General features: G+C 34.8%; 12 protein-coding genes. 9 read left to right on the plus strand and 3 right to left on the minus strand.

The window, feature by feature from the left end; translation table 11 throughout:
• The first annotated feature begins 13 nt into the window (after window positions 1-13).
• The 7 genes from tilS (at window position 14) to rlmF (ending at window position 6,874) form a co-directional block, all read left to right on the plus strand.
• The gene (gene tilS / locus HNP25_RS03570; protein WP_184130401.1) at window positions 14-1,342 is read left to right on the plus strand and encodes a tRNA lysidine(34) synthetase TilS; all 1,329 of its coding nucleotides are present in this window, start codon (window positions 14-16) and stop codon (window positions 1,340-1,342) included.
• Window positions 1,343-1,496: 154 nt separating this feature from the next.
• Window positions 1,497-1,997: an RNA polymerase sigma factor gene (locus HNP25_RS03575; RefSeq protein ID WP_184130404.1), complete on the plus strand. Its 501-nt coding sequence runs from the start codon at window positions 1,497-1,499 to the stop codon at window positions 1,995-1,997.
• A gap of 40 nt (window positions 1,998-2,037) precedes the next feature.
• Window positions 2,038-2,640 (plus strand): hypothetical protein, encoded by a 603-nt coding sequence (locus HNP25_RS03580; RefSeq protein WP_184130407.1) that lies wholly within the window; start codon window positions 2,038-2,040, stop codon window positions 2,638-2,640.
• 50 nt (window positions 2,641-2,690) lie between these two features.
• Window positions 2,691-3,566 (plus strand): TraB/GumN family protein, encoded by an 876-nt coding sequence (locus HNP25_RS03585; protein ID WP_184130410.1) that lies wholly within the window; start codon window positions 2,691-2,693, stop codon window positions 3,564-3,566.
• Window positions 3,567-3,680: 114 nt separating this feature from the next.
• Entirely contained in the window at window positions 3,681-4,529 is an 849-nt protein-coding gene (locus HNP25_RS03590; protein ID WP_184130413.1) for an MOSC domain-containing protein, read from the plus strand.
• 51 nt (window positions 4,530-4,580) lie between these two features.
• Window positions 4,581-5,825 (plus strand): MFS transporter, encoded by a 1,245-nt coding sequence (locus HNP25_RS03595; RefSeq protein WP_184130416.1) that lies wholly within the window; start codon window positions 4,581-4,583, stop codon window positions 5,823-5,825.
• A gap of 86 nt (window positions 5,826-5,911) precedes the next feature.
• Window positions 5,912-6,874: a 23S rRNA (adenine(1618)-N(6))-methyltransferase RlmF gene (gene rlmF / locus HNP25_RS03600; RefSeq protein WP_184130419.1), complete on the plus strand. Its 963-nt coding sequence runs from the start codon at window positions 5,912-5,914 to the stop codon at window positions 6,872-6,874.
• Between the two features lie 10 nt (window positions 6,875-6,884).
• On the opposite strand, the gene HNP25_RS03605 is transcribed toward rlmF, so the two are convergent.
• Complete coding sequence (locus tag HNP25_RS03605) at window positions 6,885-7,133, minus strand: DUF1456 family protein (protein ID WP_184130422.1); 249 nt, start codon at window positions 7,131-7,133, stop codon at window positions 6,885-6,887.
• Between the two features lie 276 nt (window positions 7,134-7,409).
• Between HNP25_RS03605 and HNP25_RS21955 the strand changes: the two genes are divergently transcribed.
• A complete protein-coding gene (locus tag HNP25_RS21955) occupies window positions 7,410-9,191 on the plus strand; it encodes a T9SS type B sorting domain-containing protein (protein ID WP_184130425.1) in 1,782 nt (593 codons plus the stop codon).
• Between the two features lie 79 nt (window positions 9,192-9,270).
• Here the strand turns inward: HNP25_RS21955 and gcvP are convergent, their stop codons facing one another.
• Entirely contained in the window at window positions 9,271-12,159 is a 2,889-nt protein-coding gene (gene gcvP / locus HNP25_RS03615; RefSeq protein ID WP_184130428.1) for an aminomethyl-transferring glycine dehydrogenase, read from the minus strand.
• Between the two features lie 281 nt (window positions 12,160-12,440).
• On the minus strand, window positions 12,441-13,517 hold the full coding sequence (locus HNP25_RS03620) for a DUF5694 domain-containing protein (protein ID WP_184130431.1): 1,077 nt from the start codon (window positions 13,515-13,517) through the stop codon (window positions 12,441-12,443).
• Between the two features lie 440 nt (window positions 13,518-13,957).
• Here HNP25_RS03620 and carB point away from each other — a divergent pair, with 440 nt between their 5' ends.
• Window positions 13,958-16,798, plus strand: coding sequence for a carbamoyl-phosphate synthase large subunit (gene carB, locus HNP25_RS03625; RefSeq protein ID WP_184130444.1), 2,841 nt, complete (start codon window positions 13,958-13,960; stop codon window positions 16,796-16,798).
• Window positions 16,799-17,058: the final 260 nt, after the last annotated feature.

The following is a 17,058-nucleotide window of genomic DNA, read 5'->3' on the forward strand; positions in this document are numbered from 1 at the left end:
GCCAAATAAAATCATGCTCAACGAGTTTTTAACGTTTATTAACAAACAAAATCTTATTCAACCGTCTCAAAAAGTACTTTTAGCGGTAAGTGGTGGTATGGATTCTGTCGTGATGTGCGACCTTTTCAGTAAAGCAAAACTTGATTTTGCTATTGCTCATTGTAATTTTGGACTTCGTGGAGAAGAATCAAACGAAGATGAAATGTTTGTTAAAAAACTGTCTATTAAATACAAAGTTCCATTCTATGTAACGACTTTCCAAACGGCAGACTTTGCAGAAAACGAAAAAATTTCTACGCAAATGGCTGCTCGTATTTTAAGATATGAATGGTTTGAAAAAATAAGAATACAGCATCAGTTCGATTATATTGCAACGGCTCATCATCAAAACGATGTTTTAGAAACCGTTTTATTAAACCTTACCAAAGGAACTGGTATCGCTGGTTTGCATGGCATCAGGGTTAAAAAAGGACATATTATTCGCCCAGTTTTGTTTGCTGAAAAAGAAAGTTTTTTTGATTATGTGGTCGAAAATCAGATTATTTGGCGAGAAGATTCTTCTAATGAATCAAATAAATATCAACGTAATTTGATTAGAAATGAAGTAGTGCCTTTGTTGAAACAAATCAATCCAAATCTTGAAAATACCATTCAACAAACTGTAGAAAGAATTACAGCAGTCGAAGATATTTTTGAACAAGAAATGGAAATGCTGAGGGAGCAAATTACTTGGTCGGATTCACAAGCGATTTATGTTAATTATAAAGCGATTCAAACACTTTCGCAACCTGTGATTAAACTGGCAGAATTGTTGAAACCTTATCATTTTAGCTATCAACAAAGTCAGGATATTTTTGAAGCTTTCGATAAAGAATCAGGGAAAACTTTCTTAACGCCTACGCATACTTTGGTGAAAGACCGCACTGAACTGGTAATTACTCCTAAAAATTTGCAGGCTTTTACGAGTAAAACCATTGAAAAAAATAATGTTGTTGTAGAGTTTGGTGATAGAATGTTGAACATCGGAGAGTTTACCGAAATAGAAGAAGGATTCGTTGTGCCAACTGCCAAGAAGTTAGCTTGTTTGGACGCTGATAAAATTCGTTTTCCACTTCAACTAAGAAAATGGAAAGAAGGCGATTGGTTTTGTCCGCTAGGAATGAATAAGAAAAAACTCATCAGTGATTTTTTAATTGACCAAAAAGTACCTTTGAACCTGAAAAAAGAAGTTTACTTACTAACATCAAATGGTTCTATCGTTTGGGTAATTGGTTTTAGAATTGATGATAGATTTAAAGTGACTGACAAAACTGCTAAAATTTGCTTGATGGAAGTGAAGTAATTTGAAGTTTGAATTTTACATTATAATTCCTAAGAGGTTATTTTAAAAGAGTTAATGTTGAATGCGTTTCAGAAAGGTCTTTTTTTTAAATAACCTCCTTTTTTTGTAATTACACCGATACTCATCCGACTAATCTTTTAAAACCTCGTTTGCGTTGAGCCAAATCATAGAAAATCAATTTGTTGAACTCATCAAAATTCACCAAGGTATCGTGCATAAAGTGTGCGGGATGTATCGTCGTGACCCTGATGACCGTAAAGATTTGTTTCAAGAAATTGTAATACAACTATGGAAAGCCTTCCCAAAATTTAGACAGGAAGCAAAGGTTTCAACTTGGATTTATCAAATAGCATTGAATGTCGCCATTTCTGATTTTAGAAAAGAAAGTAGAAAGCCGATTCGTGTAGAATTGTCGGAATCTATTGCTAACATTTCTGATAATCAGTACGATTTTAGCTTTGAAGAAAAATTAAAAGTATTGTATCAAGCCATTGATCAACTTTCAGAAGTAGAAAAAGCCATCATGATGTTGTATTTTGAAGAGAAAACTAACGAAGAAATTGCAGAAATTATCGGGATTAGTCAAAATAATGTAAGAGTAAAAATGACTAGAATTCGTGAAAAACTGAGGACTTTGATGGCAAATGCCAAGTAGTTTTACAATTATTTTAAGATTAATATTCTCAAAACAAAAGATGGAATTAGACGAATTAAAAAATATTTGGCAGCAAACTTCCCTTGAAAGTATCTCTTCTCAAGTAATTGGCAATGATGAGTTTTTGGTAATGATGAAAGGCAAATCAAATGCAGTGATTACAAAATTGAAAAGAAATTTGATACTCGAAATTTTGGTTAGTGTTGTGTTTTTACCAGTTTTCTCATACTTTATTTTCTTTACAGATGTTGCTGTTTTTCATAAATATGTTTGTTCAATACTGATTTTTACGACGGTTGCTACTTTGGTTATTTTTTGGGTAGAATATCGTTCACTCCAAGCATTTGAAACAAGGTTAGATTTAATTACGTCTTTAAAAATTACAGTAAAGCAATTTTCGAAATTCATCCGTATTTACATGATTATCAATTATGTTTTACTTTTCCCGATGATGTTTTATGGTTTGATTGTGGGTTTAGAACTCAACGCTGAAACATTGTCATTAAAATTTTTACTCATTAATACCGTAATTATTTCACCTTTAGGGTACTTTTGGATTAAGTTTTACATCCGAAAAGTATATGGTCAGCATTTGGATAAGCTCAAAAACTGTTTAGCTGAACTATCAGAAACGATTGATTAAAAACAGAAATTATTTTAACAAGCATCAAAACTTTTAACATTCCTCCAAAAATGGCAAATCCTATTAAGTTTTTTACGATTTCTTTAATTTTTAGCTTTTTATACTTCGGAAAGATTTATGGTCAAAAAGACGAGAAATCATTATTATATGAAATTTCTGGCAATGGACTTTCACAACCTTCTTATGTATTTGGTACAATTCATGCCATTTGTAAAGATGATTTTTTTCTTCCAGAAGTTGTTAAAAGTAAGTTTTCGGTAGCTCAACAAATCTATTTAGAAATTGATATGGACGACCCTTCGATGATGACTGAAATGCAAAAGCACATGATGTTGCCCGATGGCAAGACTTTGAAAACTATTATGTCGGAGCCTGATTATCAAAAAGTAGCTAAGTTTTTCAAAGACTCTTTGAAAACAAATATTGCTTTTATGGACGGCATGAAACCTTTTATTTTAAGTTCGATGACGATACCAAGTATGTTGGGTTGCCCGATGCAAGGTTATGAAGAGGTTTTTGTAAAGATGGCACAAGAACAGAAAAAAGAAGTAAAAGGCTTAGAATTAGTAAAAGAACAATTTGATGCTTTGGATAATATGGGCATGGAAAAGCAAGCACAGCTAATGCTCGTGAAAATGGTTGATAATTGGGCAGAAGGGAAAAAAGAATTTAAAAAATTGGTTGCAGATTATAAAAAGCAGGACGTAGAAGCGATATTGAAGGATATGACTAATTCTCCAACGGCTGATACTGCTTTTGAAAAAGATTTATTGGAAAATAGAAACCTTAATTGGATTCCAAGAATGAGTACAATCATGAAAGAGAAACCTACTTTTTTTGGCGTTGGAGCAGGACATTTAGGAGGTGAAAAAGGAGTAATTGCGTTGCTCAAAAAACAAGGTTATACCGTAAAAGCTGTAAAATAAATAGCTGAATTTTAGTTTCAAAATATAATAGATTACTTCTTTTTCAAAAACAAAAACCTGTGAGAATCTTCAAATTCCACAGGTTTTTGTACTTTTGGGGAAACTAAAAATATTATGCTTCAACTCTCTGAAATCTGGATTTATCCTGTAAAATCATTAGCTGGTATTCATCTTCAAGAAGCAAAAGTTACTGAAAGAGGATTAGAAAATGACCGGAGATGGCTTTTGGTGGATGAAAATGGACACTTCCTCACGCAAAGACAATTCCCTCAATTAGCACTTTTTCAAACAGCCATCGATGCAGTAAATCTTGCAATTACGCATCGGAAAAACAATTTAGAGGCGTTAAAAGTAAATCTTTCTCCAACAAATTATCATAAAAAAGTAAGTGTAAAAGTTTGGGATGATACGATTGATGATGCTCTTGAAGTAAGTAACGAAGCCAATGAATGGTTTTCAAAAGCCTTAGAAATGTCTGTAAGATTGGTGTATATGCCTGAAAGCAGTAGGAGAGAGGTGGATAAAAAATATGCAATAACTGGCAATGAAATTACTTCTTTTTCGGATGCTTATCCTTTTTTGGTAATCGGACAATCTTCGTTAGATGATTTGAATAATCGTTTAAAAGAAGGTGTAAAAATGAATCGTTTTCGTCCGAATTTAGTTTTTAAAGGAGGCGAAGCTTATGAAGAAGAAAATTGGTACGAAGTTCAAATTGGGAAAGCTACTTTTTGGGGTGTAAAACCTTGTGCTAGATGTATCATGACGACGATAGACCAAGAGTCTGGTGAAAAATCTGGCAAAGATCCTTTATTTACACTTTCGACGTATAGAAAAGCAGGTAAAAGAGTATTGTTTGGACAAAATTTATTAGTGACCGTTCTTGAAAATATTCAGATTGGCGACGAAATTAAAGTAATTAGTACCAAAAAATTACCTCAATTTGAAATTGAAGTTTCATAGATTCCTCCTTAGTTTTTATAGGATTAAGCAAAAGAGTACAACCTTAATAATATGACAGATTTATCACAGAAACAGTCTCCTTACGAAGCCCTTAAATACCCTGAATTTGTAGCCTTCATTTTTGCCAATAGTTTTATCACAATGGCATTATTAATTCAAGAAGTAATACTTGGATATTCTATTTACAAAATCACTCACGACCCACTGGCACTCGGTTTAATAGGTCTAGCTGAAGCTTTGCCTTACATTTCTTTGGCATTGTTTGGCGGACATTTTGCCGACAGAAGAAATAAGAAAACCATTATGCAAGTTAGTTTGGCTCTTATTACTATATGTTCAGTGATATTAATTTGGGCAACAGACCCAGCAACTGGTCTGGAACAATCCAAGATGTTAACAGTAATTTATGGTGTTGTGATGTTAATTGGTTTTTCAAAAGGCTTTTATAGTCCAGCTTCAGGCTCATTGAATCCCTTTTTAATTCCAAGTGAAGTATTTGCAAATGCTGCTACTTGGCAAAGTTCATTGTGGCAAGCTGGTGCAATTTTAGGCCCTGGTTTTGCAGGTTTTTTATATGCTTATCTTGGTCTTACTCATGCTTTATGGTGCGTAGTAGGTATTTTAGTCGTGGTAATGATTCTCATTTCGATGATTACTGCTCCGCCAGTTCCTCAACAGAATGAACAAAAAGTAAATATCTTTTTCTCACTTCGTGAAGGCATTGAATTTGTTTTTAAAACAAAAATTATTCTTTACGCCATTTCACTAGATTTATTCTCAGTACTTTTTGGTGGAGTAATTGCTTTGTTACCTGTGTACTCAGAAGACGTTTTACATGTTGGTGCAGAAGGTTTAGGTATTTTAAGAGCTGCTCCTTCAATTGGTGCAGTGTTATGTATGATTATAATGGTTTATGTTCCGCCTTTAGGAAAAGCTTGGCGAAACTTATTATTATCTATTGCAGGTTTTGGAATAGCAACTTTAGTTTTTGCACTTTCAACAAATATTTGGTTGTCGGTTGTTGCATTATTTTTTACAGGAGTATTTGATAGCGTAAGTGTAATTATTCGTCAAACCGTTTTACGATTCTTTACGCCAGATGAAATGAGAGGAAGGGTATCGGCAGTAAATGGTATTTTTGTAAGTTCCTCAAATGAATTAGGTGCTTTTGAATCTGGACTTTTGGCTAAACTGATGGGAACAGTTCCTTCTGTGGTTTTTGGCGGAGCGATGACATTAATCATCGTTACGGTAGTCTGGATTCGCTCGAAAGAATTATTTAATTTAAAGCTTTAGTTGTCTGTTAATTAGTAGTCAACAACATATTACTTTTATATTTTGGCAAGCACATCCAATCACTATTTGTTAATCATCATAAAAAATTGTCAAAAGAATTAATTAAAAATATCACTGAGAAATCAAGTTTACATCCACGAAATCCACATCGCTTTCGATATGATTTTGAAGAATTGATAATAAGTTTGCCAGCATTAGCAAAATATGTTTTTAGGAATCAGTATGATGTTGAAAGTATAGATTTTTCTAATTCAGATGCCGTAAAAGTACTTAATAAAGCACTTTTGAAGCATTTTTATAATATTGATTATTGGGATATTCCAGCCAATTGTCTTTGTCCACCGATTCCGGGGCGAGCAGATTATATTCATTATTTAGCGGATTTATTAGCTTCTTCCAATAATGGAAATATTCCGAAAGGAAGTTCTGTAAGTGCTTTAGATATTGGCGTTGGTGCAAATTGTGTGTATCCAATCATCGGAAATCACGAGTATGCTTGGCAATTTGTAGGAGCGGATATTGACAAAAAAGCAATTACTTCGGCACAAGCAATTGTGGAAGGTAATGAATCTTTGAAAAATGCTGTGGCATGTAGATGGCAAGCATCCTCTAAAAATATTTTTAAAGGAATTATTCAACCTGAGGAGTATTTTGATTTGACTTTATGTAATCCACCATTTCATGCCTCAATGGCAGAAGCAAAAGCTGGAACTGAACGTAAATGGAAAAACTTAGGAAAAAATAACAAAAGTACGCTGAATTTTGGTGGACAAAATAATGAACTTTGGTGTGAAGGCGGAGAAGAAGCTTTTGTATCGAATATGATTGAAGAAAGTACAATTTTTGCTAATCAGTGTTTTTGGTTTACTTCGCTCATTTCTAAGAAAATCACTTTGCCCAGAGCCTATTCTTTACTGAAAAAAGTAAAAGCTTTAGAAGTAAAAACCATTGAAATGGCTCAGGGACAAAAAGTAAGTAGATTACTTGCTTGGACTTTTTTATCAAAAAATCAGCAAGAAAATTGGCGAATAAGTCGTTGGACAAAATAAACCTGAAAGCTTACTTATTGATAGGAGAAGGCTTTTTGTCTTCTTTTGGACCTCTGAGATGAATCACTAAACCATTTAAAAAATTTCTAAGGATTTGGTCACCGCATGGCTTGAAATTTGGATGGTCTTCATTACGAAATAATGCACCAATTTCAGCTTTTGAAACCTTGAAATCTACCAAACTGAGAATCTCTACAATTTGATCATCTCTTAGTTGAAGTGCTACTCGTAGTTTTTTTAATATATCGTTATTAGACATGGAATGATTGCGTAAATGATTTCTGAAAATTATAAAACAACTCAGCATTGTTTTAGCCAACAAAGTTACCTCCTTCTCCTGATTTTTCAATTGCTTTGCTTCTAAATGGCAGTTAATTTTGTGAATGAATTCCTAAAATGGGATAAAATCATTTTAATTGCTTAATTTTCAATCTTATAGAAATTAGGTTTTAATAATAATTATTATTCATTATCGTTTTTTTACAGAATAGTCATTTTGTAATGGAAGAAAAATTTACCCAAATCATCAGCAATAGTGTTTCATACTCTTCAAAAGACTTTTAGTACTTACTTTATTGGCATTATACTTATATTGGGGCTTTCTTCTCAATTGAAAGCTCAGGTTATGGATGCCTTTGATTTAAAAAAAGATGGTGCTGGACTTTGCCCTGGAGGTCAGATTAGAGTTTATATTGATCCAGATCCAAATTATGTACTTTATTCTTGGGAAATTCTTCGTCCAAGTGGTTGGTCTGCTGTACCCTTTGCTAATTCAGCCTCAATAAGTCATGATGAAGCACTGCCTTACAGACTGAGAGTGATAGATGTAAATGGTATTACATATTATTCTAAGCAATTGAATGTGATTTTATTAACTCCTCCTCCATCTATTATTACTCCTTCGCCCAATGTTACTCAAATTTGCCAAGGAGAAGAAGTAAAATTAGAGGCAAATCCAATTCTTACTGCATTTTATAAATGGGAATATAATAATACCATTTTACCCGATAATGGCTTAAGTATTATTGCTAGGAAAGCAGGTACTTACACACTTTCCGTTACAGACCAAAATAGTTGTACTACAGTATCCACTCCTTATACTTTAAGCTATTTTTCCACATTGGTTGTTCAGTTAAATGCGGTACCAACCATTTGTGATGTTAATGCTAGTCCTTTAAATCTTCAAGGTTCACCAGCAGGAGGAGTGTACAGAGGAGTAGGAATTACGGATGGAACACTAGGCACTTTTAGTCCATTGGTAGCAGGAGCTGGCGACCATGAAATAGAATATGCTGTAAGAAATAGCGGTACTTGTCCTGAAATTATTGAAAAAATAACGATTAAAGTTTCCGACCCAAAAGCTACTATCAATAATAGTTTAAATAGAACAGATTTGTGTGATGGAGAATCTGTGATTTTATCAGGAATTACAGGTTTATCTAGTTATGAATGGTTTTTAAATGGAAATTCGATAAATACCACCAAAGATTTAGCAGTAAGTGCAGCTGGAGATTATTCATTAAAAGTAACGGATGCCGATAATTGTAGTAATACTTCTACACCTGTAAAAATTAAATTTTTTACGGCGAGTGCTACATCAATGGACGCTGTTGCCTCTGTTTGCGGAACAAATTTTTCACCCATTACTTTAAATGGAACGCCATCGGGCGGAGTTTTTACCATTGATAATTTACCCACTAATATTTTTGATTATAAAAAACTAGGTTTTGGAAAGCATGTTATTAATTATAAAGTAAACGGTGTTTTGTCTTGCTTGAATGGAGAAAGTAGCCAAGAAGTATATATTTCGCCTTATCCGAAAATCGATTTAGGCAATGATATTTTTTTAGGAAAAGGCAATGCCGTTACTTTGAAAGGTTATATCGGAAACGATTATACTTATACTTGGTCACCCAATAACAATTTGGATAATCCTAATATTGCCAATCCCTTAGCTTCGCCAACACAAACGAGTGAATACATTCTTGCTGTGACGAATGATAGAGGTTGTGAATCAAAAGATACGATTAAAATCAATGTTTACGATAAAGTATATGTGCCTACGGCTTTTTCACCGAATGGCGATGGACAAAACGATTTGTGGGAATTATCGGGCATTAATAATTATCCTGACGCTGAAATCCAAGTTTTTGACCGCTGGGGAGATATCGTTTTTTATTCAAAAGGAAACTATTTACCTTTTGATGGAACAAATGCTGGGAATTTGCTCAAAGAAGGGACTTACATTTATAAGATTTACCTATATCCCAACCATCCCATTTTTCAATATAATGGTACATTAACGATACTCCGTTAAGATGCTTGATTTACCAAAAAAGGCTTTCAGAATAGTTCTGAAAGCCTTTTTTGGTAAAAGTATATTGTTTGTGACAGCACTAAGCCTGAGCATATTCTTCAATTGGTAAACAGCTACAAACCAAATTACGGTCGCCATAAGCAGAATCAATTCTTGAAACGGCTGGCCAGAATTTCGCAGCTTTTACATAAGGAAGTGGGAAAACAGCTTTCTCACGAGTATAAGGTCTGTTCCATTCTTCTGATAAAACTACCGATTGCGTATGCGGAGCGTGTTTTAAAACATTGTTTACTTTATCAGCATCGCCGTTTTCTACTTCACGAATTTCTTCACGAATAGCAATCATGGCATCACAGAAACGGTCTAATTCTGCTTTTGACTCAGATTCAGTTGGTTCAATCATCAACGTTCCAGCTACTGGGAAAGAAAGCGTTGGAGCGTGGAAACCATAATCCATCAAACGTTTGGCAATGTCTTCTGCCTCAACACCCGCAGATAATTTGAATGGACGACAATCCAAAATCATCTCATGTGCACAACGACCTTCAGAACCTGTATAAAGTACTGGATAATATCCTTCTAAACGTGCTTTTACATAATTGGCATTTAAAATGGCTGTTTCCGTAGCACGAGTCAAACCATCTCCACCCATCATGGCGATGTAAGCGTAAGGAATCGTAAGGATAGAGGCTGAACCAAATTGAGCTGCCGAAACCGCTGAAATACCCAAATCTCCACCAGAATCTTTTACTACCGCATGGCTTGGCAAGAAAGGAACTAATTGTTTTGCCACACCGATAGGTCCCATTCCTGGGCCACCACCTCCGTGAGGAATACAGAATGTTTTATGAAGATTCAAGTGACAAACGTCAGCACCGATTGTTGCAGGCGAAGTTAAACCTACTTGTGCGTTCATGTTTGCTCCATCCATATAAACTTGTCCACCGAATTCATGAATCATCGCACAAATTTCTTTGATTGATTCTTCAAAAACTCCATGTGTAGATGGATAAGTAACCATCAAACATGAAAGGTTTTCAGCGTATTGTTCGGCTTTGGCTCTTAAATCAGCTAAATCAATATTTCCATTTTCATCGCATTTCGTCACAACAACTTTCATTCCTGCCATTACAGCCGAAGCTGGATTTGTTCCGTGTGCAGACGAAGGAATTAAAGCAATATTTCTGTGAGCATCACCACGAGACTCGTGATAAGCACGAATAACCATCAAACCAGCGTACTCGCCTTGTGCACCTGAATTTGGTTGGAACGACATCGCCGAGAAACCTGTAATTTCACAAAGCCAATCGTTCAATTCGCTAATCATTTGCGTATAACCGTTTACTTGGTTTTTCGGAGCGAATGGATGAATATTACCAAACTCTGCCCAAGTAACAGGAATCATTTCAGTCGTTGCATTCAATTTCATCGTACAAGAACCCAAAGCAATCATGGAATGAACCATTGATAAATCTTTATTTTCTAATACTTTTAAATAACGAAGCATTTCATGCTCTGAATGATAACTATTGAATACTGGATGTGTTAAATAAGAAGAAGTACGTTTCAAAGATTCTGGGAAAGCGTAATCTACTTGATCGAACAAAGTAGAAACTTCTACTTCTTTTCTTCCGATTTTTTCAAAAATATAAACAATCGTTTCTACGTCTTCAACCGTACAAGTTTCATCTAATGAAATTCCGATGAAATTATAGTCTTCATAATAACGGAAGTTTACGCCATTGGCTACAGCTTCCATTTTCAAACGTTTTTCATTATCGCCTACTCTTACTTTAATCGTATCGAAGTATGAATCCGTTTCAATATCATAACCTAATTTTTCTAAAGCTAAAGCTGTCAATTTGGTTAATCCGTGTACTCTTTCTGCAATGGCTTTTATACCTTCTGGCCCATGATAAATAGCATAAGCCGAAGCCATTACTGATAACAATACTTGTGCAGTACAAATGTTTGAAGTAGCTTTTTCACGGCGAATGTGTTGTTCACGTGTTTGTAAAGCCATTCTCAAAGCACGATTTCCTTGTGCATCAACTGATACGCCAATAATACGACCAGGAATATGGCGTTTGAATTCATCTTTCGTAGCGAAGAAAGCAGCGTGTGGTCCACCAAAACCCATTGGCACGCCAAATCTTTGTGAAGTACCCACTACTACGTCAGCACCCATTTCACCTGGCGATTTCAATAAAGTAAGTGCTAGTAAATCTGAGGCAACAACTACATTAATTCCTAATTCGTGTGCTGAAGCGATGAGGTCGGTGTAATCAAAAATTTGTCCGTCAGAAGCAGGATATTGCAAAACTAAAGCATAAATATCTTCTTGGGTCAAATCAACTTTACGGTGGTCGCCAATCAATACTTCAATCCCTAAAGGCAATGCTCTAGTTTTAAGTACATCAATTGTTTGTGGATGACAGTGTTCAGAAACGAAGATTGTTTCTGCATTTTTCTTTCCAGCTTTTCTTTGTCCGTGAAGCATCGTCATAGCTTCTGCGGCAGCTGTACCTTCGTCTAATAAAGAAGCGTTGGCAATTTCCATTCCAGTTAAATCAATAATCATGGTTTGGTAATTCAACAACATTTCTAAACGACCTTGAGCGATTTCAGCTTGATAAGGCGTGTAAGCAGTGTACCATGCTGGGTTTTCAAGAATGTTTCTTAAAATAACAGCAGGAGTATTGGTATCGTAATAACCCATCCCAATGTGGGATTTGTAAGTGTCGTTCAATTGAGACAGTTTCTTGAAATCTTTCAAAAATTTGGCTTCTGATTTTGCCTTTGGAAGATTCAATGGACGGGGTAAATGAATGGCAGCAGGAACAGTTTGATTGATGAGTGTTTCGATAGAATCTACTCCAATAATGTTTAGCATTTCCTCACGGTCGGCAACATTTGAATTGTTGTGGCGATTCTCGAATTTTTCTTGATACTGAAAGTTTATTTTCATTTTGGAAGGAAAAATATTCTTATTTGCTTTAAATACGCTACAAATTTAATGATAATTTATCGTAAACACGAAAGATAAACGACGAGCAATACCTAAAATAAAAGGATGAATTCACTTAAATGATAGAGATTGAATTATTGGCAAAACAGGCTGTTCTTAAAAAAGGTTTTAAAGAATATTTTTAATTAATAATGATATAGTAATTCTTGGAATTATACAAAATAAGGCTTCCGTGTTGAACAGAAGCCTTATTTGATGAAAATGAAATAAAAGAAGTCTAATTAATTAACTTGATCAATCGTCTTGACGCTTACATTCGGATTACGTTCAAACATTTGTGAAAGTAGTCGTCTGTGCGATGCTCCTACAAAAACTACAATCTTTTTAGCTTTATTCTGTTTGGCAATTTTTAGGGTATTTTGTACCATTTGTTCATTGCGTAATTGCCAATATTTTCTTTTTTCTTGATATGCTTCTAAAGGAAAGCCTTCTAATTGATGAATATCTTCACGTAAAAAATCGCCCCATTCAGCTAAGTCATCAAATTCTTTAGTATTAAAAAAATGAATTTGTGTGCCTTCTTGATACGCCGCTCTTAGTCTCTTTTGGCTTGCATAATACTCTTTCATAAAAGCATCTATTGTTTTCAACGACTTCTTACTGTTTAAATCGTTGGTATCTGCTTTTAGTTTATCTTCAAATGCTGTGTAAAGGCTATCTGATTTTTCCCAAGCTACATTCCAAAGAGGGTCAAAGCGTTGACAATCGAAACCATATAGTTTTTGGATGTTTAACTCAGTGGCCAACGGAAAAACAAGGTTAGTATATTCATTATTTTTACGACAGGTATATTTAATAAGCGAATCTTTCGCATCGAATGTATTGCTTAAATAGTCACTTTCTTCTTTGTCCAAATCAGCTTTCATCAATTGATAAATCTGATAATGCGCATTACCTAGGTCTTCACTAAGGTACAAAGCATGGGCTAAATCTATTCTAGCTTGTTTTGAATCAGGGTTTGCCTTTAAGGTTTTATAACTTTTTTTAATGATTTCAGGAATGTCCTTTTCTGCCATGATATTCTTGGCAAGGAGCATTTCCCTTCTTTGCATCATCCGCTCGCCATAATATGTCTCAATAACGGATTGAGATTCATTGTCTTTTGATAGGTATTCAGTACAAAAAATATCAGGTTTGAAATCTCTAACAGCATCTTTTACATAATCAAAATCGTTGGTGACATTCAACTCATAATTATGCGAAGTACCGATTAAAAGTATTTCGATTTTCTTTTGTGCAAGACCATTGAACTTGAAAGCAACTAAAAAATATATGAAAAGTAAAAATGTGATTTTCATTTGAAAAAATATGTTTATTGAAATGTTGGGCATGTGTACAAAGATAAACTTTTGCGTGATAATATCATATTTTAACTATATAATATAAGTTTTTGAAGTATTTGGATTGATAGCTGAGAGAAGGATAAAATTTGTAAAATATAATTAATTAAAGAATAAATTTAATAAATACATAAAATAAAATCTACGCCTTTTACTTTCGTTGGTTTCTATTACCTTTGTACAATTTTTGGGGATACGTTAGCGAAGTTTCGTTGATTTTATCCATTATTTCAGTCTCCTTGTTAAGTATCTCTTCAAAAATTACCACAAAGCTTTCCAAAATCAGTGGTTTTAATTTATTTAATTCTTGGATATTGTTCTAACTTTAGAACATTGGGAAGTAAATATCTTAGGAATAACATAGTTAAAACTATCCAACTCAAAAACTAATACAAAAAGTGCCAAAAGATTCATCCATCAAGTCCGTTTTGATTATCGGTTCAGGTCCAATTATCATCGGTCAGGCTTGCGAGTTCGACTACTCAGGTTCGCAGGCAGCTCGTTCACTCCGAGAAGAAGGTATCAAAGTTGCTTTAATTAATTCCAATCCCGCTACGATTATGACTGATCCACTCAATGCGGATTATGTCTATCTAAAACCACTTGATAAGAATTCAATCATTGAAATCTTAGAAAAACATCAAGCAGAAGGTACTCCAATTGATGCTGTTTTACCAACAATGGGTGGACAAACAGCCTTGAATTTAGCGATTGATTGTGATGCCTCGGGCATTTGGGAAAAATACGGTGTTCGTATTATTGGTGTTGATATTAAAGCAATCGAAACGACTGAAGACCGTGAGAAGTTTCGTTTGAAAATGATTGAAATTGGTGTAGGCGTTTGTAAAGGACGTACTGCTCGCTCGTTTTTGGAAGGAAAAGAGATTGCACAGGAAACTGGTTTTCCATTGGTAATTCGTCCATCATTTACGTTGGGTGGAACTGGTGGAGGTTTTGTACACAGTCCAAAAGATTTTGATGCTGCCTTAAACAAAGGTTTGCACGCTTCGCCAACACACGAAGTATTGGTAGAGCAATCTATCATGGGTTGGAAAGAATACGAGTTAGAATTATTGCGTGATAATTTAGGAAACGTAATTATCATTTGTTCGATTGAGAACTTCGACCCAATGGGTATCCACACTGGAGACTCAATCACGGTTGCACCTGCCATGACTTTACCTGATACAATTTATCAGAGAATGCGTGACATGGCAATCAAAATGATGAATGCGATTGGTCAGTTTGCGGGTGGATGTAACGTTCAGTTCTCTTTAAATCCAGAAAACGACGATATTATCGCTATCGAAATTAACCCACGTGTATCTCGTTCGTCAGCCTTGGCTTCTAAAGCTACTGGTTATCCAATTGCGAAAATTGCTGCAAAAATGGCAATTGGCTACAACTTGGATGAATTAACGAATGCGATTACAGGTACTACTTCGGCATACTTCGAGCCAGCACTTGACTATGTGGTAGTAAAAGTACCACGTTGGAATTTTGATAAATTCAAAGGTGCAGACAAAACTTTGGGCTTGCAAATGAAATCTGTTGGTGAAACAATGGGTATCGGTCGCAACTTCCAAGAAGCACTTCAAAAAGCTTGTCAATCATTAGAAATCAAAAGAAATGGTTTAGGAGCTGACGGTAAAGGATTGGTTGACCAAGATGCCATCATGCACTCTTTGGCAAATCCATCTTGGAATCGTTTATTCCATATTTATGATGCCTTTAAAATGGGTATTTCTTTCAAAACGATTCAACAAACTACCAAAATCGACAAATGGTTCTTATACCAAATTGAAGATATGGTTCGAGTTGAAAACACTTTAGAGAAATATACTTTAAGCTCTGTTCCAAAAGAATTATTAGAAGAAGCAAAACACAAAGGTTTTGCTGACCGCCAAATTGCTTACTCTTTACGTTGCTTAGAATCTGAAGTATATGAAAAGAGAAATAGTTTGGGGATCAAACGTGTTTACAAATGTGTAGATACTTGTGCGGCTGAATTTGAAGCCAAAACACCATATTTCTACTCTACTTTCTCGCAAGGTTCTGAAACGTTGGATAACGAATCTATTGTAACGGATAAGAAAAAAGTAGTGGTTTTAGGTTCTGGCCCAAATCGTATCGGACAAGGAATTGAATTCGATTACTCATGTGTTCACGGAATCTTGGCTGCCAAAGAAGCAGGTTATGAAGCCATCATGATTAACTCGAACCCTGAAACGGTTTCAACAGATTTTGACATTGCTGATAAATTATACTTCGAACCAGTATTCTGGGAACATGTTTATGAAATCATTCAGCATGAAAAACCAGAAGGAGTAATCGTTCAATTGGGTGGACAAACTGCCTTGAAATTGGCGGAGAAACTTACTAAACACGGTATCAAAATCATCGGTACTTCATTTGAAGCCCTTGATTTAGCAGAAGATAGAGGTGCGTTCTCGGCTTTATTGCAAGAAAATGAAATCCCTTTCCCTAGATTCGGAGTATGCGAAGATGCAGACAATGCCGTAGAATTAGGTCGTAAATTAGGTTATCCATTGTTAGTTCGTCCTTCTTATGTATTAGGTGGACAATCAATGAAAATCGTGATTAACGAACAAGAATTAGAACAACACGTTGTTGATATTTTAAGAGATATTCCGGGAAATAAAATCTTACTTGACCATTTCTTAGAAAACGCAATCGAAGCGGAAGCAGATGCGATTTGTGATGGTGAAGATGTGTATATTATCGGAATTATGGAACATATTGAGCCAGCAGGTATTCACTCAGGTGACTCTCACTCGGTACTTCCTCCATTCGATTTATCGCCAAATGTTATTCGTCAAATCGAAGAACATACTAAGAAAATCGCTGTGGCACTTCGTACTGTTGGTTTATTGAATATACAGTTTGCGGTGAAAGACGAAGTAGTGTATATCATCGAAGCCAACCCACGTGCATCTCGTACAGTACCGTTTATCTGTAAGGCTTACCAAGAACCTTATGTAAACTATGCTACGAAAGTAATGTTGGGTGCGAAATTGAAAGATTTTACTTTCAATCCAGTGAAGAAAGGTTATGCTATCAAAATTCCAGTGTTCTCATTCAACAAATTCCCGAATGTAAATATGGAATTAGGACCAGAAATGAAATCAACAGGTGAAGCAATTTACTTCATTGATTCATTGAAAGATGATTTCTTCCGCAAAGTGTATGGCGAACGTAATTTATATTTATCGAAATAAGTAAAAAGCTGTAAGCTTAGATTAAATAACTTATGATGATTATGTTCATCACAATCATCAATAAAGTTGCTTTTTTTTCGCTTATCAGGTATTTAATAAATACTGTTAATTTAGAAACCTCAGTCGAATATCATTTGGCTGAGGTTTCTTTTTTGGAAGTCTTGAAATGATAAAATTTAGTTTTTTGAAACGATGAATTTCTTAGCTTAAAGTATTAATTTAAACTTTCCATTATGATCCTAACCTAAAAAAACTACTTT

The organism is Arcicella rosea (assembly GCF_014204325.1).
Classification (GTDB): Bacteria; Bacteroidota; Bacteroidia; order Cytophagales; family Spirosomataceae; genus Arcicella; species Arcicella rosea_A.